Source organism: Bradyrhizobium diazoefficiens USDA 110 (assembly GCF_000011365.1).
Classification (GTDB): Bacteria; Pseudomonadota; Alphaproteobacteria; order Rhizobiales; family Xanthobacteraceae; genus Bradyrhizobium; species Bradyrhizobium diazoefficiens.
In genome coordinates this window covers 1,730,304-1,754,039 of record NC_004463.1, presented here as the reverse complement: position 1 = coordinate 1,754,039, position 23,736 = coordinate 1,730,304, and the positions used below count along the sequence as shown (strand labels likewise).

Below are 23,736 nucleotides of genomic sequence, written 5' to 3'. Positions count from 1 at the left end.
AGTAAATGTTCTCAGATCGATCCGCTTTTATCGTCCGCGCTGCTCGGGCACTGGCTGGTTTGGTTCGAAGGTCTCGATGAATCGTCGGCCGTTACAAGGAGCCAATTCCGGATCAGTTTCAAAGGACAAAAAGGTTTGCTAACAAGGAGGTAAGTTGCCAAGCTGATGCGGTAGTCGAATGAACGAAGCAGGCACGGGAGGGAGAGATCTAGCGGTGATGATGGAATGCGCGTTTGCTCGACCACGAGACATGGATATCTGACCGTGCCGACGGCCCTGGATATAACGATCGTCGAAACCCTTGCTCTGTTGGATGGTGATTTCGCTGAGTTTGCGGCCGGGATCGCGCATGATCAATACGCGATTTGGCTCGGTGCGGGCGTCTCGCTTGGAAAGCTTCCCGGTCTTGAGGGCGTCGCTGGTGAAGTGCTCGAGCATTTGCGCATTCGGATTGATTCTACGAACGCCGCCTGCAAGTTTCGCCGGAGCCTAGACCGCATTCTTAACTTGATCCTTTCGCCCGAGGATTGGAAGGAGATTGACTACGCCAAGTCGGCAACAGACTGGAAGATCTTCGGCCGGATCAAGAAGAATTTGACCGGCGCTTATTCGCGAATGCTAGACCAGCATCCGCAGGGAGAATTGCCAGACTATCTTGTCTGGGACGCGGTAAAGGTCGTTGAACGCTACGGCGACCCTTCAATTACGCCTGGCCCGGAACATTTCGGTTTGGCAGCCTTAATTGCAGAGGGCGTCGCATCTGATGTTGCTAGCGCCAATTGGGACGCGCTCATCGAAAAAGCAATTGTCGCAATCGCAGGCTCTCCGGTGGGGTTGCTTCAGGTCCGGATTTTACCCGAGGACGTCAGGGACAGTAGCGCAAGGGCCAGGTTCTACAAATTTCATGGCTGCGCCGTCCTCGGAGGCGAGGACGAGGCGCGATACCGAGAGCGCATCGTTGGTCGCGCCTCGCAGATCCACGGCTGGGCTGACAAGGCAGAAAACAAGGTCATAGCCGGCAAACTCCTGGATCTTGCGATTTCAAAATCAACATTGATGCTGGGGCTGTCCGCGCAGGACACGAATATTCAAAACATCTTTGTCGTCGCGCAGCAGAGTCTGCCGGCATCGTTCCCAACTCATCCTCCCGCGGTTGTTCTTTCAGAAAATTCCGTCGGGGCTGATCAGCTCAGTCTTCTGCAGAATTTCTATAAGACAGACTATGTTGCGAAGTCCGAGGAAATCGAAAAGTCGGCCTTGCTCCGGGCCTACAGTCGATCATTGCTGCCAGCCCTCTGGCTACATGTCGTCTGCTCGAAGCTCGAAACATTCCTTGAAGGATCAGCATCCGGGTTGACGGCCGCGGAGAAGTCTCGGTTGCGATCGGCGTTGAGAACCTTGCGTAATGGGGTTGCGGCAACTGCCTTGCCGGACCAGTACGAGCAGTTCATGGTGACTGCGCTCTCGCTCGCGGGACGCGCTATGAACTTTTTTCGGGATGGCCGGCGAATCAATGCGGCCGCTGGGCTGTATAGTCCGCTCTCGATGTCGAGCGTCCCGAAATCGCTACACGAGCCCGGATTTTCCAGTTCGGGGATTCAAGAGCTTGCACTGGGGATTGCCCTCGTGGCACTCGCAGCGACGGAGGGATTCTGGGAATGCAGGGTGAGCGGCCTGAGCGATCCCGGGGGTGGGGCGCTGCGGCTCGCCGGCGCGGTGCGCTCTGCAGAAGTCTTCTTCGCAGCAAACAATCAATCGGCGAGCCGACTGATTGCCGGTGGATACGCGGCAGAGGATAGTGATACTATTATCTTGCATAGCCATGAGGCGCCTGCGCGTGCTGCCCGACACCCGACCTCACCACCTGGTCGGACTTTGCGAAGGAGGCGGCGGGAGATCAGCTTGTCCAGATTGTCTGGCGCTTCCAACAGTCTTGACGAGATTTTGAAGAATCTTCGAGCGGAGATCGCTGTATGACTACGACGATTCCCGTCGAGCGCGTCGCAAGCGTGCTTGAAGCGGCGCACTTCAAGCGCGTCCCTACGCCCTTGAAAATTGGTGGAATTGAGATAGACGCGGCTGCGGCCTTCGTGGGTGAACCGCCGATCCCGGATCTTATCGTGGTCGGAGATTCACTCGCCCAAACACCCGCGCGATTGCAGCAGGTCGTCGAGGGAGCTGGCCGCGCCCTCGATATGATGGGCTCGCGTCGGCCGTTGACGCTTATTGTCGTTGGGCCGCGGCCGGAATCGTCGACGCTGTCCGCACTGGCTCGCCATGCGCGCGTGCTAGCGGTGGGAGAGACAGCCGGCGAACAGGACTTGTTCAATTGGCTGGCTGTACTGCTGCCGTTGACCTTGCCAAAGGCGAGCGAAGATAGGGCAATCGCGATCCGCGCGAAACTTCTAGAAGGCTTTGACGATCCGCTTGCGCTCGAGCTCGTCGAAATTGCGTCTGCGGGCGTGCTGAGGGTGGCGTCGCATTTGGCAGACGCGATCGACGCTCCCTTCCTCGAAGATCTCTTGTCTGAAAAGGAGCCATAGGTGGCGCCGCGCTTGAAATTTCTAAAGGTCGAGGATTTTCGCAGCATCCGCGGGCCAGCCGGGGTCTCGCTTGATGCGCCGGCAGTGCTTATTCATGGGCCGAACGGTACCGGCAAGACGAGCCTGCTTTCGTCAATCGAACTGGCATTAACCGGCAGTGTGCCATCGCTCGCACGCCTCGATCGCGACTACATGGCATACTTGCCGCACAAGCTGGCCAAGAATGGATTGGGACGCGTATCGATCCAGGCTGAAGGCGTTGGATCAAAGACAGAGGCGTCTCTGGAGATCAACGGACAAGCGATCGTCGGATCCGCGCTTTTGGATGGAGACCAATCGCGATTCTACCTTGAAAGATGCTATCTCGCGCAGGTCACTCTAGGGCGCCTGTTGGAGATCTACGAACACCAAGACAACCGAGACACGGCATCGCCTCTCACTCGGTTTGTCAAGGAAATGCTCGGATTGGACGCGTTGGATTCCCTCATTGACGGGTTGCATGCCGCTGGTGACGTGCGGCGTTTCAGGGAAAGCGCGCCGCATTTTTGGGCGGCTCGAGCCGATGCTCCAATGCTGGAGCGGGGCGTCGACGAGGCGACAGAGATCGAACAAGCTTGCCGCGACGAGATGATCAAGACCGAGAATGATCTCCGTGAATTGCTTGGGCCTCAGTTTGTTGCTGACGGTCCAATTGACATCGAAGCGTTACGAGCCGTCGTCAAGAGCGATATCGAGGAGCGTGAGACGAAGCTCGCCGATTTGGCGCGAATTCGACGAGACCTTGCGGCGGCGAAGGCTCAGCTACTTGAGGCCAGCACGTCGGAAGAGGAGGGAGAGCGGATTGCGGCAGAGCAGGTGAGCAGTGCTACGCGAGACGCATTTGCGCGTTGGCGCAGCGTCGCTGGTCAACAACTCGAGGTGCTGCTGCGAAGCATACAGAAGAAGTTCACCGATGTTGTGTCTGTGGACGTCAGCCCAGCAACGGCGCACGCCAAAGCGTTGGCAATTGTCAGCTCTGCTCTAAGTCGCGCTCAAACGGCTTTGACTAACGACGATGAGATCATTCGCTCGTTGTCGGGCGCGCAGGTGTCGGTGCAACAGGGGCAAGGGCGCCTGAAGCTCATCGATGAGCAGCTTGCAGATGCTGGAGGTGCAAATCGTGCGCTCGCGGAAGCGCTCGCGACGATTTCCTCTCATATTGAGAACGAGATATGTCCCGTCTGCTCTCGTAATTTTGCTGAAATCTCCGAAGAACAACTAGCTTCTCATGTATCCGAGGAAGTTGCTCGGTTGGTGGCGGTGGCAGGGCGCGTCGAGGCGTTGGTGAGGGACCGCGCAACGACCGCAGCGGCTGTCGTAGCGACACAGCGGCAAGAAGCGGATCTGTTCGCTCGCCGCCTGCCCAATGATAGGCGCGATGCGATCTTACTTGAATTGGCGGATCTGACGGAGTGGATGAATGCGCTCGATAGTCTTGCAGATGCTGCAAGCAACGGCGGGCGCCTCTGGGAGGAAGCAAAGCAGGCGGCGGAGCGACTTTCCGTTTTAAGAAGCCGGATCTCCTCGATCTCGGGGTTGAGGGCGGAGCTCGTCTCCTATGGGCAACGGTTGTCACTTCAGCCGTTTCCTGCAGATGTTCCATTAGAAGAGATTGTCGATGAGATACTCACGCAGGTTCAATATCGTTCAGCACAAGAAGCGAAGTCGGGCGATCAGGGTGACCGAGCTCTGCGGCTGCTTGACAAGTTGGAAGTAAATCAGCGCGAGCTCGATAACGCCACAATCGACCTGGCGACAGCGTTCGAGGACGAACGGCGCACGACAGCGCTACGGCAGGAGTCGGAGCGCCGAATTGCCGTAGCAAAGGGGCTCTTGGCCCAAGCGCAAGCGGTACGAGCAGACGAGGCGCGGCGCGTATTTAACAAGGAGCTCAATGCTGTGTGGCGCGACCTCTTTATTCGGCTTGCGCCGGACGAGGCGTTCGTTCCGGCTTTCGCGTTGCCGTCCATTCCTGGTCGAGCCGTCGAAGCTGTCCTTGAGACACATTATCGATCGGGCGGAAAAGGTGGAAATCCGCGAGCTATGTTGAGTGCCGGCAACCTCAATACGGCTGCGCTGACGCTTTTTCTCGGACTTCATCTCTCGGTCTCTCCAGCCTTGCCTTGGTTGGTTCTGGATGACCCAGTTCAAAGCATGGATGACGTGCATATTGCCCAATTTGCGGCCTTGCTGCGTACCCTCAAGCAGCATGGGCGCCAGATCATTATCGCGGTGCACGATCGACAGCTTTTCGACTATCTCACGCTTGAGCTCAGCCCGACCTACAACGGCGATCGTTTGATTACGATCGAATTAGGGCGAGATTCGGATGGAATGACCACCGCGCCTTGGAGTCTGATGTCATTTCGGCCCGATCGCGCAATCGCTGCATGAAAGCGACGCCAGCCTTGCCGGCCACGGCCTGCAGCGCAGCATGTTGCTCCAGTTCAAGCGCTGCGATTTCCGCGGCGCGGCCTTCCGGCCGCGACAGGTTCGAGCGGTCACTAACGTGCAGCCTACCAGCGGAGCATGCGCGCCCGCGCCGCGAGCAGGGCCGGCCGACACTCCTTTAGTGAAGGGCTGCCTTTATCAGACGCCGGCGGAAGCAAAGGAGCTCGACGTGCTGTCGTGGCGGTGGCCGCAGGTGTTGAGCAATACGGTAGATCCGGCAGGGCAAGACGGGCGGGACGAGCTCAACTCCTGGACATCAACGGCAAGCTGACGGTCACTGCCCTGCTGCGCGCCAATACACGCGCAAGAAAGGCCCTCAGTACACGCGCGAGGCCATTGAAGCTGCTGGACGCCAAAGCGCCCGACGTCTGAAATAAACCATTAGGCGGACATACTGCCCCGTCTTCGCGCCGGCTCTTCGCACGCGCCCCTAATAAACACAGTTAAAATCCCGGCGATAATCTGAGGCTCGGGCGTGAACAGCATCCAGCCGCTTCGGTTCAGGGCAAGCTGGCCCAAGGTTGCGCTTCCGGAAAACATGGAGGCGCTCTATATCGATGCCATACAAGTCGCGGGCGTGAGGCTTGATTTTTCATGCATTTCCACGATGGTTCATGAAGCGGGGTATGGCGACGATGCGGCTGTGCTGCATTGGACATCGCGGGCCGTCAGGGGCCCTGAGATCATCTCGGTCCGTAGCTACACGTACGACCACGAGAACTTCGCCGAGCGCAACAAATCGGAGGCTGGGATCGATGCGGTGATGATGGCGACCTATAAGAGGGACCTAAGCCGAGCTAAGCGGCGGCGCCGTCGCAAACTCTTGCGGTCAAGGCAAATCCTCCGCACGGCCCGTGATAGAAAGATGGCACTGCAAGCGATCGGTTATGAGAACCTATTACGTCGACGAGACAGGCTTTACCGGCAAGGACCTCCTGGCGGCAGACCAGCCGATCTTCTTGCAGGCGACCAACGACCTCAGCGAAGACGAGGCGGATCGACTCATCGCTTCGACCTTTGGCGGTCTGGGCAGCACCGAACTCAAATATAGCCGGCTCGCGCGCGGCGGCCGTCACCAAGACAGGATCGTCGAGTTCATCGGGATACTTGCGCAGGATCCTCTGCGCGCCGGGGCGTGGATCGCCCACAAGGAATTCGCCATGATGACGTTGATCGTCGATTGGTGGATGGAGCCCCTTGCTTACGAGGCAGGCTTGAACTTGTATAAGGACGGCGCAAATCATGGTATGGCGAACATGCTGTATTTCTGTCTGGAATCCTACTGGTCGAAAGGTTTCAGGCGAAAGGTCCTTGAACATTTCCAGCGCATGCTCCGTACGCGAACCCTGGAACGATATACGGAGTGCCAGCTCCTGATCGAGAAGGCGCGCCGGCACGCAACAGGCGATCCCACCCGAGAAGAGCTTTTAAGGTATCTGTCCGTGTCGTTCATGCTCCTCGGCTACGATCACGTACGCCGTATGCCCGAGCGCGCGCTCGATATCGCGCTGACCGGCCTCGTGCAGCTCGGTCATATGTGGACCGAACGGCACAGTGGTCCGTGGAGCGTCGTGCACGACCAATCCTCCAACATGTCCAAGCAAAAATGGATATGGGACGCCTATTCGGCGGAAACTATGCCGCCGGCCAAGTTCGAGAACCCCGGCACGGTGGCGCGGTTTCCGATGAACGTCACGCAAACGCGCTTTGGCGATTCCGCGCAGGAGAAGCAGTTGCAAATTTGCGACGTTCTGGCGGGCGCGTGTTCGGCATTCGCGCGGTTCGATAAGACAGATGCCGAGCACCTCGCCTACCGCGATCGCCTTGGCGCGGCCGGGATCGAGAATTTCTTTACAGGTGTGATGTGGCCGGTCCCGGAAGTGACGCCTGAAGGCCTCGGTCGACGGGGCTGGGACGGCAATATCGCACTCGAATATTTGACGCAGAACATGCGTGCGAAACGGCCGGAGCCCAAACCTTGAGACGCGTGTGAGGCATTCTGCAGCATCGCGCCCTGCGCAGGGACTCCCTCTAACCCAATCCTGGCGACGAGCATGTCCAATGCCTATCAAGAACTGATCAATAGTGACCCGGAATGGAAGCGCAACTACGAGCTGATACGGACGCTCGGCGTCGAGAGTGAACGTGGCATGGCGGTTCTGGTCGGAGCTGAGCTGGACCGCGCGCTGGAACTTGTGCTTTGTGCGTATCTTGCACCAGGAAAGGCGCGAACAGAGCTCTTCGCGGGCAGCTCGCCACCGCTCGGCACGTTCTCGGGCAAGATCAATCTCTGCCGCGCGTTGCATCTGATCAACGAAGACGAATGCACAGCACTTCACACGATCCGAAAGATTCGAAACGAGTTCGCGCATGACCCGGACGCATCCTTCGCAAATGCGCAAATCAGGTCATGGGTCGACATTCTTAGGAGCAATCCCGAGCAAGACCACAAGACCAGATTCGAACTCGAGGCCGCAGGACTGATCGCATCGCTCGAAACGACGGCGGTCGATCAGGCGCACGGGCGGGTCTATGAAGAATCGTTCAATACGTGGTACCGGCGTGGCGCCGATCGTGACGCCAAGCCATTAAAGTCGAAGGAAGAGGCCGCCGAGGCCTATCGATCGAAGAGGAGCGACAAGACCGCGCGCTGACCCAGATAGCCGAAGCGATGGTCACAAGGACCTGCTTCGCTTGTTCGAGGATGTCCGTTCGCCGCCATGGGCCATACGAAACGACAGGAGCCGGCGCTCGGCTTCAAGAACGTAGCGTCGATCAAGAGATGACCCTTGCACCCACTGGTTGACGTATCGCCGCAAGTCCAGCGGGGCGCGTTCTTTGACTAGCGCCAGTACGTACGGCCAATCGTTCCGACGAAAGCGCGTCAGCAGCCGCGAGACTACGCTGTCCTGGCCAGTTCTTTTTCAGCCGTGCTTCGAAACTCAATTTTCGAAACTTTGATCTTTCGCTCTATCAGTACAACGAGCCAGAGCATCTCTTACGACGTTGACCGATGCTTCCAGTCTTTGAAGCATGGTCGTCAAGCTCACGATCGTTGCTTCGTCCATGTGAAGATTTTGCGGGGTTAAAGTCGCGCGGATGAGTTGATCAATCGGCAATATGAGAGCTCCATTCGAAGAAGTCCTACCGCGTTCAAACGAGAACTCAGGAATCAGATCGCCGTCCGGGGTAAGCCTGCACGACAACGCCATGTTGGATGAAATTGCTTCTTCTAAGAGCTCAGCGGGAATTTCGATCGCCGCGACAATGGCCCCGGTCTCACTGATTCTGTATCCAAACCGATAAAGATCATCCGCCGTTCCCGCATTTCCGAGACATACGCGTTCGGCAAAGGGTTCAACTGCTTGTCGAGCAGCAAGAGCCAATAACTTAACTCCGTCAACGTAAGCTTCCCTCCGCTAATACCTAATTTATCGGTATCTGAAAAGTCGTTCTATGTGTCTGGCCCCCTTCCGGAGGCCAGATGCCCAAGACGGTTACCTCGCCCATTCAAAAGAAGCTTGCCGCCATGTTGGTCGAGCTAAGAAAGGGCGCGGGACTCCGTCAGGTTGATCTCGCCAACAAACTAGGGGTCTACCAATCCTGGGTAACCCACCTTGAATCTGGGCAACGTCGAATAGACGTCGTTGAGCTGATCGAGTTGGGGCGAGCCATTGGCTTTGACCCCGCCGAGGTCGTTCGGAAACTCAACAAACGTTAGGGCCGAGCCAGGCAGACCGACGCTGCGACCTTGCCGGCTGCTTTTTTGCACCTGCCTCCTTTGCCTGCTTCTTGCCGGCGATAGGCATCAACATCTCCTTCTGACCGCTTGCGGCCTTGCGCGGCTTCTTGGCCGACTTCTTCGGAGCATTTGCAGGCTCCGTCGCCTTCTCTCTCCCGACGCTCTGCCGTAGCGCCTCCATCAGATCAACGACGTTCTCACCCTTTGGCCGCTCTTTAGGGCGGATCAACTTTCCGGCCCGCTTCTGGTTGATCAATTCGACCAGTGCGCTTTCGTAGTGATCCTCGAACTTTTCGGGATCGAACGTGCCTGCCTTCTGGTTCACAATGTGCCTGGCGAGGTCGAGCATATCTTTGGTAACTTTGACATCCTGGATTTCGTCAAAGTACTCCTGCTCGCTGCGGACCTCGTAGGGGTAACGCAGCAACGTTCCCACGAGCCCTTTGTCCATCGGCTCCAGTGCAATGATGTGCTCGCGATTGGTCAGCACGACGCGGCCGATGGCGACCTTGTTCATTTCACGGATGGTCTCGCGGATCACCGCGAAGGCGTCGTGGCCGACCTTGCCGTCCGGACGAAGGTAGTAGGGTCGGATCAGGTAGCGCGGGTCGATTTCTGACTTGTCGACGAACTCATCGATTTCGATCGTGCGGGTCGATTCCAACGCGATCTCTTCGAGCTCCTCCTTCGTCACTTCAATGAACTGGCCCTTCTCCAGTTCATAGCCCTTGACGATGTCCTCGTTAGGCACCTCGTCGCCCGTGTCCTGGTCCACCTTGATGTACTTGATGCGGTGGCCTGTCTGGCGGTTGAGCTGATTGAAGGAGATCTTCTCGGACTCAGAAGTCGCTGGGTACAGCGCCACCGGACAAGTCACGAGGGACAGACGCAGGAAGCCTTTCCAATTGGCACGGGGGCCGTGTACGCAGAACTCCATGTTGGACGGCTCGGACTCAAGACGATCGAAAGCGGCTGGTTCCGACAATGTCAGGGGCAAATAATTCGGCCAGCCTCCCTTCGTCGGACTCGACTTTTGTTCTCTTTATGTTCTAATTCCGGGATGAACGATCGGCCTGCGAGTTGGCGAATGCCCACCCCGAAGCAAATGGAAAAGCTAGCCGCCTCAATGGGAAAGAAAGCCGCGAGGGAGCGTTCGCTCGGTCCCAAGGACGACATGCCGGACGAGTACTGGCATGCCCTCCTCGATGATGCCGATGACCAGGCCGCGGTTTCGGGACGTTCGAGCCCCGGCCAGCGCCTCTGTGAGATGCCGCAGCATGTCCTGCGGGTTTCCTGCCGCAGGTGCGAGCGCATTGTTGAGATCCAGAAAGCGGATGCCGCCCGTCTCTACGGGCAACAGGCGAGCTGGAAGGAGGTCGGGCACCGTTTGCTGGACAACACATGCCAGAACCGAACCGGCCGCCACGAGGAGGACGGTTGCTGGCCGGCCTTCGGGCCGGTTTGACCGATCCCCCCTGCGTCGGCCCCGGATGGCTCCGAAGCATCACCCGACGCCGCTCTCCGGCGGCGACCGGAAAGCCCTTGGCAAGGAGCTCGGCAACCCGAAGCCTATGATTACGCTTCGTCCAAATTGCGTGCGTTCACCGAGCAAGCGAGCGAAGCAACCACAGACCAGTTGGACTGAAAGTTAAATGAGGCATATCACGAAAGTGATCGATACCCGCACCTAGGACGACGTTGGCGCGGCCGCCACCAAGCCTTCTCCGCGCCGGCCCATATCGGCTCAAACAGCAGCTCGTCGCAATTGAGCTATCGCCCGCGCGTTGATTGTATGTGCCAATGGGCACTGGCGATCTCGAGGCGGATAGCACCAACGGAAGGATTCGCAATAGCAGCAGCGTTGAGCAGAACGTTGCCGTTACTCAGCGTTGCCACACATTTCGAATCCCCACATCTGCCCCTTGCTTCTCGGCAAGCGCACTCCTCCGACGAATAGAATCGCGTCGATGCCGCCCGCATAAAGCTCGATCACCGTTAGTCCCTCGCAGATCGCGATTCGGCTAACATGATCGAGATAACAAAGCGCCCGAAGGGCGTTGGTCTGCACGATCCACTCCGTCTTGCTGTAGCAGCGGCCGTGGCATTCCCCGATGGTTCGATGACCGCTTCCGGACTGCGCAGAGAGAGCGCCCGCGGACGACTCATCATCGAGCGCATTGCGGGCAAGGACTACACAACACTCTTTTATATAGAGAGAATGAGGGAATTATGCCGCGTCGAAGCAAGGGTGCCAGGCTCCATCTCAAGGCCGCTCGACGAGACAAAGCCGGCAAGATTACCCACCGGGCAACGTGGATCATCCGAGACAACGGCCTGGATATCAGCACAGGCTGCGCGTCAGATGAAATTACGGCCGCCGAGCAAGCGTTAAAGGATTATATTGCCTCGAAATACGCCCCCAAGCGCAAGGCCCAAGACATTGAATCAATCCCGATCGGGGATGTGCTCTCGATCTACCTCGATGCAGAGCTCGCCAAGCTCCGCGATCGCTTCAAGGTCGCTGAAGATGATGAAGAGACGATTCCCGGCATCCGCAAGTTCAAGGCGGATTGGGCGCCTGAACGATTGGTGGGGCGCAAAAATGCTAGCCGGGGTCGACGGTGAGCAGTGCCGTCAATACGCTAAGGAGCGCGGCAACAAGGGCGGCTCAAGGCGCGATCTTGAAGACCTACGCGCAGCTATCAATCATCATGCGGCGGAAGGTTATCATCGAGGGATCGTCAAGATCACGTTGCCAGCAAAGGGCGAGCCCCGCGATAAGTGGCTCACGAGATCCGATGCCGCAAAGCTGATCTGGACGTGCTGGAGATACCGCGAGCTGCAGAAGATGTCGCGGGGGCCACTGAAAGGCCAGAAAGTCGCGACCGGAAAGCGGCCCTTACGGCACCTGGCACGGTTCATTTTGATTGGTGTTTACAGCGGGTCGCGAGCCGGCGCTATCGCCGCCGCTTCGCCGATTCCGGCAGTCGGCCGCGCGTTTGTCGACCTGGAGCGCGGTATATACTATCGGCGCCGCCAGGGCGACGCAAAGACCAACAAGCGGCAACCGCCAGTGCCGATCCCGCCGCGCCTGCTTGCGCATCTCAGGCGTTGGCACCGGATCGATCATCACGCGAAACACTTCGTGGAATTCAATGGAAAACCCGTCATCTCAGTGAAGACGGCCTTCAAAACCGCCGTGCGACTGGCCGGCCTTGGCGTGGGTATTTCGCCCCATACGCTTCGGCATACAGCAGCGACTTGGTTGATGCAGCGTGGCGCCGATCCGTGGCAGGCAGCGGGCTACCTAGGCATGTCGCTTGACGTTCTGCTCAACACCTACGGCCATCATCACCCCGATTATCTCGCAGACGCCGTTGAGAAGATCGCCAAGCGAGAGAGGAAGATCGAAGGAAACCGCGGCAACTTCGATTCGGTACTGCCGCTGCGTCGATAGAAGAATGGAGTTCGTGGGGATTGGATTGCTGGTGCAACCCGAACTGATGACTATCGAGCTCACCCGACGTCCGTCAGAAGACCTTTGTTCGAGGCAGAGAGAGTATCAGGAAATTCCCATTGAAAAATAGAGCATTTTTCGATCTTGCCGGACAAGCAACCACTGTTTGAGCTACGGCCTGAAGATAAATTCCGGCTCCGTTCCGTTAATGGCCGATCCATCCGCCGACCATCAAACGACCAACGAGCGGCGAACTAGTTGAACCAACCACTCTAATCGTTAGCCTATCCTCCGAGGGCAAAGGTCCACGCTTTCGGATCGTGACGGGCGGGCCAAAATGCAATAAGGTTGATGCTGGCAAGACATGCTACCTTTGCTTCGCTCCAACATCACGCAACCGCGTGGCAGCTAAGTGAGGGCAAGAAACTAGAAAAATCCGGCTATATTTCATAGACTTAAGTGCCTAGTTCGCACAAACAATAATGTCCCAATTTGACTTGGGGAAGGGCTGTGCTGTTGAGCGAATTGTTGCGCGAGGCAGTTATTGTTGCACTGGTCCTCGCAATCAGTTGGTCAGCCTCGGTAGGTGGTGCTGCCTCACAGGAGCGCCCGTCTGACACATTCAGGGCATCGGCAGTCTCCCTGCTAGCCAGTTTTCTTCGAGTGAACGCCAGCTTCAAGGGTTGCAACGCGAAGGAGGGCTTTGCGTTTATCGTTGGCGAAAACGACGACAAGCTTTTCTTGGCGGTGCCGGATCACGTAATCCACTGCCGGGTATTTACTCCACCGGTTGCCGAAGTCGTCCAATTGGGGGGGTATTCGAGCGACGGGAAGCCTTTCAGCTTTGGCCGGGCAGACCCGATCGCCTTGCCTGCGGCGGGTACCAGTGGCTCCGAGGACATCGCCTTCCTATCGGTACCTAAGCCTCAAACCTGGACAACGAAGCACACGTTAATGGCGGACGCCGCCGAACTAGCGAACGGTACGGCTGTGACATTTCTGGGCTATTTACAGCGGCCGATCATCCCCCAACAGCTAGGTGTCGTCGTTGATGTCTGCGACACCGCTTATACAACCAAAGCATGTGGAATCCTGGTTGAAAGGCTTGCGACGCAAGTCGGGACCTCTGGCGCGGTCGTCTTCAACGAGCAAGGACACGTCGTTGGATTGAACATTCTGGGAGAGCGCGATGAATCGCTTGCGCTTGCGCTTAGGCTTGATGAGATTCGGAGAATTGCAGAAAAAGCCGGGGTGCCGTGGAACATTTATACTGACGCCGAGGAACTCAAGTTCGGCGAGCGGTTGGGACGGGCCATCAATGGCGGCGACCGAGAGAAATTTAAGGCGGTCGTGGCCAAGCGCATCAATCTCGATCGATCATATAAGTTCAACGATGAGAATAGCCCGTACCCACCGCTTGCCGTTGCCGGTTGGGCGAACCAGATCGACATGGCCGTGACTTTGATCAAGTCCGGCGCGCGTGCTCACTATGGCCCCGCTATTGGCGCGGCAATGGCAGCGCAGCGCTACGATGCCCTGAAGATCATGCTGGACGCAGGCATGGGTACCGCGTGCCCTTTTAATACCGCGCTCAGCAAGGGAGATGAGACTTCGATCAGGATGATCCTAGCGGCAAACTCCCGCGAGCTCGTAACGGGAAACTGCGGCGGGCTTACGCCAGTGAATGCAGCGATCAAGGCTGGAAGAGAGGACGTCGCAGCAGCCTTGTTCGAGTTAAGGCCAGCCGGCCTAGGCGACGAGGACCAACTGCTTGTTTCTGCTATCCTCAAAGGGCAGTCAAGCATGGTTGAAAAACTCCTGAACACCGGCGCTGGCAAAGGGTTAGTGGGCGATAACGTGACGGGAAGTCCGCTTCATGCCGCGGCTTTTGTGGGAAATTCAGAACTGGTCGAGCGATTGCTAGCGATGGGTGTGCCCGTGGACCTTCGCGACTATCAGGGCGGGTTGTATGGACCAACGCCTTTTGAAGCAGCGATTTTTGGCGGCAACTTCCAAATTGCACGGCTGCTAGCCAAGCGAGGAGGTAGCCCGCTCGGGTACCGCAACGGCAAGGAGCGTATCTTCAGTGACCTTATCTTTTATAAGCTGACAGACGTCCAACAACAGCAGGCCAGACGCGTGGTGATAGAACTGGCTACGGACTACTGCAGTAAGCTAAAAGAAACCCAGTTCAGCGAAGCACGCGACTTCCGCATTCAGCGACGGAATTGCGAGAATCTATGACCACCTGTATCAGTGGCTCACGCTTAATGACCATCTTGCCGGTCGCGGTTATTAGCTTTTCGTCCATTCAGCGGTCACAAGCCGCCATGGACTGTGGTGCCGTGCTTACGATGGACAACCAATCGCCGGCACATGGCGCGAGTTCGTACGGACGGCGCTCTGAGGAGCGATGCGAGGGGACTATTCGGGAAGATCAAGCTGGCTCGGTCGGTGTCGCGATATTGCGTCTCGAAGTCCTACCAAGGGTAGACCTCACTTTGGTCAAGACCGTGACGATAACTCGCACCGCCGATATACCCAAAGGCGCGAGCGCCATTGCAACCATTTTGGAGAGGACAGCACAACACTTCTATCGTCTCGACGCGGCGCTCGATAAGGCGAAGGCCGTTGCTTGGCCGCTCGACGATGTTGCCAAACCACTTGGTGTCTCTCTGACTAGCCTGGACCTGGTCGGTCGGATCCAAGATCCGGCACAACCTGGACAGACGATCTTTTTCCCCATAGCTCTGCGCCAGCCACAGTCAGCTGGTCCCTCCGAACAGTCCGACCTCGCGCTTCGGATGATGCTTACAGCGCCGGCCCGAAATGTATCTGTCAGCGTCGGCCGCTCCGACCTATCCAATAAGTGCACCGTTGATCGCGAGCTTCTGAGCCTGGCATCCTCGTCGCCTTCAACGCCCATAGAATTGACGCTACCTGCTGCTATTCCCCGAATGTTTTGTATCGAGGTTACCTTCAGCACCAAGAATCTTGACGGGAAGTTCGTCGAAGGTAGTACCTACCTGTCCTTTCGAAAATAAGGGGGCGCGGCATGGGTCTGGAGGCCGCTAAGGACTGGGCCCGAAGCCAGAAGCAATTGGCACTCTCCGAACTCGACGCTGCCCGTCGAGCCAACGATGCCAACGCAATTGAAGAAGCTGCCAACAGACTCATACACCTCAGCCAGTTCACAGTTGCGTTGAGTGGCGAGGCGCCGGATGCGAGCGATGGCAAGCTAGGACCAGGGGGATGGTTTCTTCTTATCGGGATAGCATGTGCGTTGGTTGCGCTATTGCTCAGCATTCACCCCACCGCCGGACTGATTTCAATGGAAGCGTCGTCCCGAGGTGTTCGTCTCGCATTCGAGAAAGACGTTAGGCTGAAGGGAGAAGGACTAGCATTCGTCGGATACGACATCACCGAAATATCTGGAGCCGCAGCGGTCACGGACGCCCGAGGCGGGGCCACGTTACCGCTAAACGTAAAGAACGAGCGACTTAAGATTGAGGCAGACTCAGCTATCGCCGAGATCCACGTCGCGAAGGATGACGAACTTTCCGTGGAGCTTTTCGGTTCCGATCTAATGCGGTTGTCCCTGCACGGTCCGGGGTCCGGCATAGACTTATCGCTCAATGGCACAGCTGTTCGATTGCTCGATGGCGATGGCAAGCCTCTCCAAGCTGGAGCGCTCACGGCAAAGAGGAATGTTCATTTTCAGAGCGGACCCGCACTTGAAGTGCTGTTGACGAGACGGCCAAAAGCCGGTGAACGTCTGTCCGTCATTCAATATAGCGGTCAAATGGGCCTAATCGCGTTCGACAAGCGGGTGCCCGTCAATGGCATACTGAATGGCCGCAGCAACCTTCTCCAGTCAGCGACGGTCGCATTTTTGGGCTTCGGCGACGAAAAAACGTCCCCCTTCGGCGGACAGGCACTTTCGGTAATTAGGGGAAATGGCGCTTTTGAACTGAGCGCCAAGGCCACGACGCTGAATGTGGCATTTAATGGCAACGCCGTAGACGTTCGTGGTACCCAATCGACTCTCACGCCGAGCCTTCTTCACTGGCTATGGAAGAATACAACAATCACTTTCACATTTGGTGCAATCATCAGCGTTCTTGGCTTCCTTCTAACAAGTCGCACTCGGATACGCGAGTTTCTAAACAAGGGTTAGGCTTAGAGGTCCATTCAAAGTCCGAGAGTTCATGCAGCATGACTCGAGGCCCCGGTTTGGACGCTTGAATCACGTCCAAACCGATGCCTTCAATCAGCGGAAGCCGGACAATCGGCATTTCCGAGATTGCCCCCTTACCGGACATGCGGACATGCCAAAATCGACGTAAATGGACGATGCGAGCCAATTGCTGGAATTTCTCTGTGATGTAAGGTGAGTGTATTCCCTGAGCCGACAATCGCGTTGGCGCCGTACCAACTTTACTTTGTTACTTGGCGGAGTTTGCGCAAATGATCGATCCAAAAGTCGTCAAGACATTCATTGGACTTATAAAAGAGCTTGTTGGGGCGGGTTTCAAAATCGACGCGAAGCATAAAGGGCGTCTGGGGAAGAACCTTCGAGAAATTGCAGAGCTTCTTGAGACCACCAAGGATCAACTAGCGAACGGCATGGTGCCGCGTGAATCGTCGCACCAAGTTGCAACACTTATCAATTTCACAAACGACACCCTACAAGGCGTGTTCAAAATTCCCAACGCTGATGAGTTGGACGACATATTCTCGAAGCAGCTTCCCCACATTGGCTACTTGTTACGCAGCGCCGACGTGTTCATTGATGGCAAACCTCGAACTGGCCGCCACAAATACATGTATGGGCTGGAGGCCCGCGACGGTGATTATCAGGTTTCGCCTCAATCCGTCAGTTCGGCCATAGAGGAAATTGAACGAGCTGCAGGTCGACTTCGCGGCGCGGCGAATTTTCTTGATCCCAACGCCGGCATCAGCAGAAATAGGAAGTCAAGCAGCAAGCCCAAGGCCTCAAATACTTCGAAGGGAAACATCGCAGCAAAGAGAGGTTCGGTGAGGAAGGCTGCCAAACCAAGCGGCAAACGCTAGGCATGCGGCCTTAGTCCAGCTTCGTAATTGAAGTAGACAAAGTCAGTTAATGGACCATCTCGCCGTTCCGCTGCTGTGCAACAATACGTCGGCTATCGGGGCAGAGCGGACTTCGACAAGCCGTCAGCCCTGTACGTTTGTGGGTTCACGGCCTACGTAAAGCCGTCACGAGCCGAAAATCGTCAACGCTGGAGGTCCACTGGATGCAACGCACTTGTAATGGCTCAAGTTATCAAGCATCGCTACAACGCCGGGCATAGGCTTTAAATCGCGTGCAAATAACTCTGAGACGCGCCCGCGATCGTTGTTTTCAAACGTATCGGGCAGGCTTCCGCCGATACGATGTTCGATATCGGCGAGAATAGCCGAGAGCTTTTTGCCACGGTATCTTTTGACTAATACCTCGGCAGGATCGCTCAACTCCGGCAGCAGGTCGAGAAAGGCTTGATTACAAAGGGTCTCGCTGTCAACGAGCGTTCCATCCAGATCAAAAATGACACAGATATCTGGCATCTGCAAAAGGTCCCACTGCCGTTTCAGTGTCGTCCCAACCTTAGATCACTGTATTGGCTACAGCCATGATTTCGGGCTTGTCAGCATAGGCCCAAGGCAGCAGATCATGTATCTCGCTATTTGGATGCCCATTGACGATTTTGTTGAGGACATCGGTCGGGTAGGCAAGCGGATCGACATCGTTCAGCTTGCAAGTCTTGATCAGGGAGGCGATCACTGCCCAATGCTCGGCACCGCCGTCGGAGCCTGCGAACAACGCATTTTTCCGATTGAGGGTGATCGGACGGATCGCGCGTTCGACGGCATTCTTGTCGAGTTCGATACGGCCATCATCGATGAAGCGCGTCAGTCCCTCCCAACGGATTGGGTCGGCCATGCCGCCTGGCACCTGCGTCCGCTGCACGAACGACTTCTCGTCACGCTCCGGCAAAGATCAAAGCTGTTCGCCGACGAGACAACGGTGCCGGTGCTCGATCCGGGCCGTGGCCGCACCAAGACAGGGCAACTGTGGACCTATGCCGTGGATGACCGGCCATGGGGTGGGCGCCGATCCGCCATGCGTCGCTTATGTCTACGCCCCTGACCGCAAGGCGAACGGCCGATCGCTCATCTCGAAGGCTTCAAGGGGATTCTTCAAGTCGACGGCTATGCCGGCTACGGCAAGCTCGCCGAGCGCGGCGACGTTGCGCTCGCGTTCTGCCGGGTGCATATGCGGCGCAACTTCTACGAACTCGCCACCCCCGGCCCGGCGCCAATTGCCAGCGAGGCGCTCAAGCACAACCGAGTTCTACGCCATCGAGAAGAACATCCGGGGCCGCAGTGCCGAAGAGCGGTGCCTCATCCGGCAGCGCAAGAGTCGGCCACTCGCCGATACGTTCCAGAATTGGCTACGCGCAAAGCTCGCCCTGATCAGCCAGAAGGGCAAGCTCGCCGAGGCCATCCGCTATGCGCTCTCACGCCAGCATCGAGCGATCCAGCGCGATGCCTTGCCGCGCGTAAATCTGGACCTGCCGGTACAGCGGCAGATGATCGGCGCATTTGGACACCAGAACCTGGGCGACGGTGGCCTCGGTCGGCAGCCCGCCCTCGATCAACCGCGCCGGAGCCGGCGCTTGCATGACGCCGTCCTCGCAGGATCGGCAGGCCTATTTGGGCCGCCGGGTGACCAAGATCCGGAACTGCGCCGGCACTAGGTCCAGCCGCTCGCTTTTGTCCTCGCCGATCCGGTGCAACTTGCCCTTGCAGCAGGGACAAGTCTTGGCGTCGATGTCGACGACGACCTCGATCCGCGGCAGGTGCGCCGGCAGGGCTCCACGATTGATGCGACGATTGCGGGCCCGTGTTACGCGACCTTCGGGCGCTCTCGCATCCTGCTCTGCTTCGCCGCACGCTGCGACCTGCTCGACGTCTTCCAGACCAAGCAGCATCTGCTCCTCGCGCTGTGTCTCCGCCCGGCGGCCAAAGCGATGGCGCTGCAATTCCTTGATGATCTGGCACAGCCGCTCGCTCTCGCACCGCTCGGCGAGCAGCATCGCTTTCAATATCTCAGGATCGTCAGGCAGGGAGTCGCTCGGCACCAGCAAATCAGATCACACTCGGCGGCACTTTGCGACGAGCGCGGGGCGTCTGATTCATTTCGCCGCAGCGCTGCTAACAATTATCCGGGCTGCGTCGGTGTCGCCGTCTCCCGTGCCTCATGGACCCGCCGCCAGTCCAGCCCCTCCAGCAGCGCAGACAATTGCGCCGCCGACAAACGCATCACGCCATCCTCGATCTTCGGCCAGCGACGCCGTTCTCCAAACGCTTGACGAACAAGAACAGACCCGTTCCGTCCCAGAAGATCAGCTTGATCCGGTCCGCTCGCTTGGCCCGAAACACATACACCGTGCCCGAGAACGGCTCGGCCAGCATGCTCTCGCGCACCAGTGTGGACAGCCCTTCTGCGCCCTTGCGGAAGTCGAGCGGCTTGGTCGCCACCATCACTCGAACCGTCCCGGATGGACCGGTCACCGGCCAGCCTTCAGCGCCTGAACGATGGCCGCGATCATCGTCGCATCCGCGCCACGGCCGACCCGGATCGTGACGCCGTCGACCTCAATCTCGATCATTCCGACGTCGGACCTGGACTTGCATCGCGGCGGTTTGCGCTCATTGCCAAGAACAGGCGTCTGCGCGACCGCGCCTACCACGGCCGGCACGAACTGCAAGTCTTCCGATCGGGAACGCTCGGCCGCGGCTTCTCGCAGTTGGCGGCGCCAACCAAACTGCGGCGATAATCCATGGCGCCGAGCCACGGCACAGACCGAGTCACCACTCGCAACGATCTCGGCAACAATCCACGCCCTGTCTTCGTCGCTCCACTTCCGCCGACGACCGGCGCCGGTGAAGACTTCCAGACGCCGAACCGGCTCCGTGATAGCACTATGCACTGCGTCCATTCTACGCCTAGCGGTCGAAACTAACCGCAGGCTCGCAGATTACCACTTCATCCGAAACGTGGCCGCAGGACGCCGCTTACCCTAGTTCGATGGTGATGCCCGCTATAGTCGGGCCAAGGCCTGCTCGGATTTCTAGTCTTAGCTTCGCACTTCGGATATCCGATCGCTTGCAGCGGCGCCTGCCAAAAGGGCCTAGTTGCAGCACCTAAATCCGAATCCCGCGAGAGAAACAAGTGACGCTACGCTTAACGCGCGAACAACTCTATGAATTGGTTTGGCCGGAGGCCATGAGCCGAATTTGCAAAGCGATCGGCATTTCTGACGTGGCGATAGCCAAGCACTGCGGCAAGGCGGATATACCCATCCCGGAACGCGGATACTGGAACAAGCTGCATGCTGGTCAAAAGGTTACGCGAACGCCTCTTCCTCCGCGCGATCTCGCAACGATCAATCTGATTGAAATGGGTGGAGCATTGCCGCCCGAACTAAAAGCTCGGATTACCGGTGAGCCCGGCATTGACGGCGAACCGGAGAACATAGATGTGCTGACGGAGCGGTTTCGGAAGCGTCTCGGCAAAGTAAGCTTATCCCGCGACCTGACGCGCGCAGATCCCGCCATCGCCAAACTGCTCAATCGCGATGAAACGATTCGTCAGAAGATGGCAGCAAGCTCCTTCCATTGGGAGAAGCCTCGTTTCGAATCATCCTACGAACGGCGGCGTCTACGCATTCTCAACTCAATCTTTCTCGCCTTTGCCAGGGTGGGGGGAGGAAGTGCTTACATCCGCGATCGGGAGGCACGCGAGATTTCAATCCGCGGACCTGCGGGCGTCAGCATAACTTTGGGTTCCCCAAAGAAGCGTCAGGCCCGTAACCGGCGCTCTGACGATGCGGACGCAAAGGACAAGCTGGAGCTACGGGCTGAAGGTGGTCGGCACCATCCAGATATTATTTCGAGTTGGATGGATGATGATGCAGGTAAGCTCGAAGACAAGCTGACTGAAATTGTGATCGGCCTTGCTGTTGTGAGTGAACGCGAATCGCGGCGATGGCAGTCCGAGATGGCGACGTGGCAGCGCAAGCGTGAGGAAGGGGAAGCCGAAGCACGGCGCAAAGCTAAGGAGAAAGCTGAACGCGAAGAACGGGAACGCATTGCAGCCGAGGAGAAGGCGCGCCGCGATGGGCTTTTAACCGAGGCCAAGAACTGGCGAAATGCCAGGCTAATACGTGAATACGTCGAGGCAAGACGCAGATCAGAAGTAGCGCAAGTGCCAGAATTCGAAAAATGGGCGCGTTGGGCGCTGGAGGTAGCAGATCAGATGGATCCGCTCTTCAACATTAAGTCTAACTCTGACATTGAGGGCGTCAAAATTCGTCCGTCTCGGAAACAGAGTTTCCGCCTTCACCCAGAGCCGGTGCTTCCGATAGCCAGTCGTCCTGATCAAGCCGATCGTGGCTACGCATCTTGCCATGCCCGGAGCGACAGAGCGATACGCACCGCGACACTGCGCGCCTCAAGCGCTTGCAGGCTTGCGAAACCGATTGGACCGGCTATTGTCTGGGCGTGCGGATCGGCGAACGATGCCGGAAAGTCCGCGCGGTTAGTGCTGCACTGGTTTTGGCGACGGCGTGTCAGCAGCCTTTGCCACAAGATAGGTGGCGTGACTGACAGCCAGCATGGCGGCCATTGACGTTCCTACCGGCGGCAAAGCGCCAATGAGGACATCAACCTTCTGGATCACGAGCAAGATTTCCTGCGCAGTGAGATCGCGGACCGCCGCGAAGATCGCGTTTCCGTAGGTGACAAGCAGCCCGGACGTTATCAGCACCATCTGCACGCGCGTGATGTCTATCTTGTCCTTGTTGTCGGTGTCTTCACCCAGGAACCAGTCTGCAATGGAGGCGCGGTGCCGCGGGTCGTATCCCGCGACCTTGTCCTTGAACATGGTCACGCTGCCGACTGGCTGCGACCTCTCGGACGAAACAACCGTTGGCGAATCGTCGGTGCCCTTGATTGACTTGATCAGCGTGGACAAGACGGTTGACCCGAACGAAATCCCCAGCACACCCCAGATCCCGGTAGGGATATCCGGAAAGAATCCATTCTTGACAGCATTGGGCAGGTCGCTCACCGCTCTTGGGAAATTACGGACCATCTCGGAGACAAGACCTCCGTTGAAGATAGCGATCGCCATCACGCTCGTCAGTACGAGAACAGTCCAGGAGGTCACTTGGGCGAGCGCGAGCGAGTATCGGCCATTTGGACTGATCAGCGCACCAAGTGGAGTACCGTTGACGCCCTTGCCCAACCCAACAAGCACAAGGATCACGCCGAGCATCATCAGAGCCGTTGGCATACCAAGCGACACGGCCTGCGCTCCGCTCGTCGGCACATGCCAGCCAAACAGCCACCAACCCACGAATTGTGCGGCGTGTCCGACCCACGTGTCGGCCTTGATGACGAGATTTTGCGCAGCAAACTTGACCGCGTCTCCGAGCAGGGCAAGGCAGAACAGATTTTTGGCTTGATCGTCGGCCGAAATCGGCTTCTTCGTTTTCGGATCAACTGGCGGTTTCGTTTCGTCAGCCCATTTCGTCAACCGTTCAACGCACGTAGGTCCTTGATCGGAAAAGAGGTCATACAGTTTTTTGTCACGACTCTTTCTCGCGTCATCCAGCGCTGTGCCGCTCTTGCCTTTTAGAGTGTCGGCTGCGGTTTCGCAAGCCTTCTGATCCGGCCCCCCTCCAGCTGGACACGCCGGCAACGGCAGGGAACTGCTGAACTTCTGACCGTCTTCGATCTGCCGATTCGCGAGCAGATCATACGCTAGGCTGAAGCTGCTCGCGGTCCACAGCAAGCTGAAAGCCGCTAGAAAAAAAAGCGCGCCGCCGGAAAGTCCTATCCCCCAAGCTGGGCTTCGATACCAGCGTCGCCGGTCCGAAGGCCGAACGACACCGGAATCGGTATAACCGGAGACGTAGGGCAACTCGTCCTCGGCAGGAAGTTTGGGCGATTCAAAGAGCCGGTAGGTTCGCGTATCGGCGCCGGTACCGGCAACAAAATCGCCGCCGGACGTGACATCCGCGTCGAACATCCAGGCGACGGATGTTGGCGGCAAATTGTCGCGCGGCGGCGCGCCGTTTTCGTTGACCTCCCAGAGCACTGCGCGCGCTGGCAACTCCATCTCGGCGCGATACGTGTTCGTCTCGACTGCGCTCACCGTCGACGACATCGCGTTGTAGGTGACCATTGCCACTGCGTCGTTGGCGCGCGGCGCCAGTTGCTGTTTCAGATTTCCACCGAGACCGCGGCGCTGAGCGGCGGCGGCCAGCTTAGCGACCACCGCGTGTAATCGTGCGAGCGTCTGATTGCTACCATCCTTAGCCGCGAGCCCCGAGGTCTCTCCCCACACGATCGCGAGTAATTGCTGATCGGCCATCTTGCGTCCCCCGGCGCGGTTGAAAAACCATTTCTAAAAA

General features: G+C 57.7%; 21 protein-coding genes and 3 pseudogenes. 15 read left to right on the top strand and 9 right to left on the bottom strand.

Going from position 1 to position 23,736, the window contains the following annotated elements; all coding sequences use genetic code 11:
- Positions 1-264: 264 nt before the first annotated feature.
- From BJA_RS08120 to BJA_RS08100, 5 genes are all read left to right on the top strand, one after another.
- On the top strand, positions 265-1,977 hold the full coding sequence (locus BJA_RS08120) for an SIR2 family protein (protein WP_014498099.1): 1,713 nt from the start codon (positions 265-267) through the stop codon (positions 1,975-1,977).
- Entirely contained in the window at positions 1,974-2,543 is a 570-nt protein-coding gene (locus BJA_RS08115; protein WP_011084410.1) for a hypothetical protein, read from the top strand. The genes BJA_RS08120 and BJA_RS08115 overlap by 4 nt, the downstream gene beginning before the upstream one ends.
- Positions 2,544-2,555: 12 nt before the next feature.
- A complete protein-coding gene (locus BJA_RS08110; RefSeq protein WP_202557266.1) occupies positions 2,556-4,976 on the top strand; it encodes an AAA family ATPase in 2,421 nt (806 codons plus the stop codon).
- Between the two features lie 944 nt (positions 4,977-5,920).
- Positions 5,921-7,015 carry a DUF3800 domain-containing protein gene (locus BJA_RS08105; RefSeq protein WP_038968049.1) on the top strand — a complete coding sequence of 365 codons (1,095 nt, stop codon included), beginning with the start codon at positions 5,921-5,923 and terminating at the stop codon, positions 7,013-7,015.
- A gap of 72 nt (positions 7,016-7,087) precedes the next feature.
- Positions 7,088-7,687 carry a hypothetical protein gene (locus BJA_RS08100; protein WP_011084407.1) on the top strand — a complete coding sequence of 200 codons (600 nt, stop codon included), beginning with the start codon at positions 7,088-7,090 and terminating at the stop codon, positions 7,685-7,687.
- Between the two features lie 288 nt (positions 7,688-7,975).
- Here BJA_RS08100 and BJA_RS08095 read toward each other — a convergent pair whose 3' ends face one another.
- On the bottom strand, positions 7,976-8,419 hold the full coding sequence (locus BJA_RS08095; protein WP_014498101.1) for a hypothetical protein: 444 nt from the start codon (positions 8,417-8,419) through the stop codon (positions 7,976-7,978).
- A 98-nt stretch (positions 8,420-8,517) separates the two neighbouring features.
- Between BJA_RS08095 and BJA_RS08090 the strand changes: the two genes are divergently transcribed.
- Positions 8,518-8,754: a helix-turn-helix domain-containing protein gene (locus BJA_RS08090; RefSeq protein ID WP_011084405.1), complete on the top strand. Its 237-nt coding sequence runs from the start codon at positions 8,518-8,520 to the stop codon at positions 8,752-8,754.
- Here the strand turns inward: BJA_RS08090 and BJA_RS08085 are convergent.
- Entirely contained in the window at positions 8,741-9,712 is a 972-nt protein-coding gene (locus BJA_RS08085; RefSeq protein ID WP_011084404.1) for a Ku protein, read from the bottom strand. The two genes, BJA_RS08090 and BJA_RS08085, sit on opposite strands and share 14 nt — an antisense overlap.
- Positions 9,713-9,835: 123 nt before the next feature.
- Here BJA_RS08085 and BJA_RS08080 point away from each other — a divergent pair, with 123 nt between their 5' ends.
- Positions 9,836-10,240 carry a hypothetical protein gene (locus BJA_RS08080; protein ID WP_161170732.1) on the top strand — a complete coding sequence of 135 codons (405 nt, stop codon included), beginning with the start codon at positions 9,836-9,838 and terminating at the stop codon, positions 10,238-10,240.
- A 414-nt stretch (positions 10,241-10,654) separates the two neighbouring features.
- On the opposite strand, the gene BJA_RS08075 is transcribed toward BJA_RS08080, so the two are convergent.
- A complete protein-coding gene (locus tag BJA_RS08075) occupies positions 10,655-10,843 on the bottom strand; it encodes a hypothetical protein (protein ID WP_028170338.1) in 189 nt (62 codons plus the stop codon).
- 161 nt (positions 10,844-11,004) lie between these two features.
- Here BJA_RS08075 and BJA_RS42805 point away from each other — a divergent pair, with 161 nt between their 5' ends.
- From BJA_RS42805 to BJA_RS08050, 6 genes are all read left to right on the top strand, one after another.
- Entirely contained in the window at positions 11,005-11,400 is a 396-nt protein-coding gene (locus tag BJA_RS42805) for a hypothetical protein (RefSeq protein WP_011084401.1), read from the top strand.
- Positions 11,378-12,232 carry a site-specific integrase gene (locus BJA_RS08070; protein ID WP_011084400.1) on the top strand — a complete coding sequence of 285 codons (855 nt, stop codon included), beginning with the start codon at positions 11,378-11,380 and terminating at the stop codon, positions 12,230-12,232. Before BJA_RS42805 ends, BJA_RS08070 begins: the two co-directional genes overlap by 23 nt.
- Positions 12,233-12,742: 510 nt before the next feature.
- The gene (locus BJA_RS08065) at positions 12,743-14,476 is read left to right on the top strand and encodes an ankyrin repeat domain-containing protein (RefSeq protein ID WP_011084399.1); all 1,734 of its coding nucleotides are present in this window, start codon (positions 12,743-12,745) and stop codon (positions 14,474-14,476) included.
- Complete coding sequence (locus BJA_RS08060) at positions 14,473-15,276, top strand: hypothetical protein (RefSeq protein WP_014498104.1); 804 nt, start codon at positions 14,473-14,475, stop codon at positions 15,274-15,276. Before BJA_RS08065 ends, BJA_RS08060 begins: the two co-directional genes overlap by 4 nt.
- Positions 15,277-15,287: 11 nt before the next feature.
- Positions 15,288-16,409 (top strand): hypothetical protein, encoded by a 1,122-nt coding sequence (locus BJA_RS08055; protein WP_063921391.1) that lies wholly within the window; start codon positions 15,288-15,290, stop codon positions 16,407-16,409.
- A 290-nt stretch (positions 16,410-16,699) separates the two neighbouring features.
- On the top strand, positions 16,700-17,305 hold the full coding sequence (locus BJA_RS08050) for a hypothetical protein (RefSeq protein ID WP_011084396.1): 606 nt from the start codon (positions 16,700-16,702) through the stop codon (positions 17,303-17,305).
- A gap of 165 nt (positions 17,306-17,470) precedes the next feature.
- On the opposite strand, the gene BJA_RS08045 is transcribed toward BJA_RS08050, so the two are convergent.
- The gene (locus tag BJA_RS08045; protein WP_011084395.1) at positions 17,471-17,818 is read right to left on the bottom strand and encodes an HAD hydrolase-like protein; all 348 of its coding nucleotides are present in this window, start codon (positions 17,816-17,818) and stop codon (positions 17,471-17,473) included.
- 40 nt (positions 17,819-17,858) lie between these two features.
- Positions 17,859-18,176 (bottom strand): annotated as a pseudogene (locus tag BJA_RS08040) (transposase domain-containing protein); the annotation flags it as partial.
- Between BJA_RS08040 and BJA_RS08035 the strand changes: the two are divergent.
- A pseudogene (locus BJA_RS08035) lies at positions 18,078-18,732 on the top strand (IS66 family transposase); the annotation flags it as partial. The pseudogenes BJA_RS08040 and BJA_RS08035 sit on opposite strands and share 99 nt — an antisense overlap.
- Positions 18,733-18,774: 42 nt before the next feature.
- Here the strand turns inward: BJA_RS08035 and BJA_RS08030 are convergent.
- From BJA_RS08030 to tnpA, 3 genes and pseudogenes are all read right to left on the bottom strand, one after another.
- Positions 18,775-19,350 (bottom strand): annotated as a pseudogene (locus tag BJA_RS08030) (IS66 family transposase zinc-finger binding domain-containing protein); the annotation flags it as partial.
- A 226-nt stretch (positions 19,351-19,576) separates the two neighbouring features.
- Positions 19,577-19,798, bottom strand: coding sequence for an IS66 family insertion sequence element accessory protein TnpB (gene tnpB, locus BJA_RS08025; RefSeq protein WP_370141156.1), 222 nt, complete (start codon positions 19,796-19,798; stop codon positions 19,577-19,579).
- A 26-nt stretch (positions 19,799-19,824) separates the two neighbouring features.
- Positions 19,825-20,256, bottom strand: a complete 432-nt coding sequence (gene tnpA / locus BJA_RS08020; protein WP_011084389.1) for an IS66-like element accessory protein TnpA — start codon at positions 20,254-20,256, stop codon at positions 19,825-19,827.
- A gap of 233 nt (positions 20,257-20,489) precedes the next feature.
- Between tnpA and BJA_RS08015 the strand changes: the two genes are divergently transcribed.
- Complete coding sequence (locus tag BJA_RS08015; RefSeq protein ID WP_011084388.1) at positions 20,490-21,947, top strand: hypothetical protein; 1,458 nt, start codon at positions 20,490-20,492, stop codon at positions 21,945-21,947.
- On the opposite strand, the gene BJA_RS08010 is transcribed toward BJA_RS08015, so the two are convergent.
- The gene (locus BJA_RS08010; RefSeq protein WP_011084387.1) at positions 21,858-23,696 is read right to left on the bottom strand and encodes a hypothetical protein; all 1,839 of its coding nucleotides are present in this window, start codon (positions 23,694-23,696) and stop codon (positions 21,858-21,860) included. The genes BJA_RS08015 and BJA_RS08010 overlap by 90 nt on opposite strands.
- Positions 23,697-23,736 lie beyond the last annotated feature (40 nt).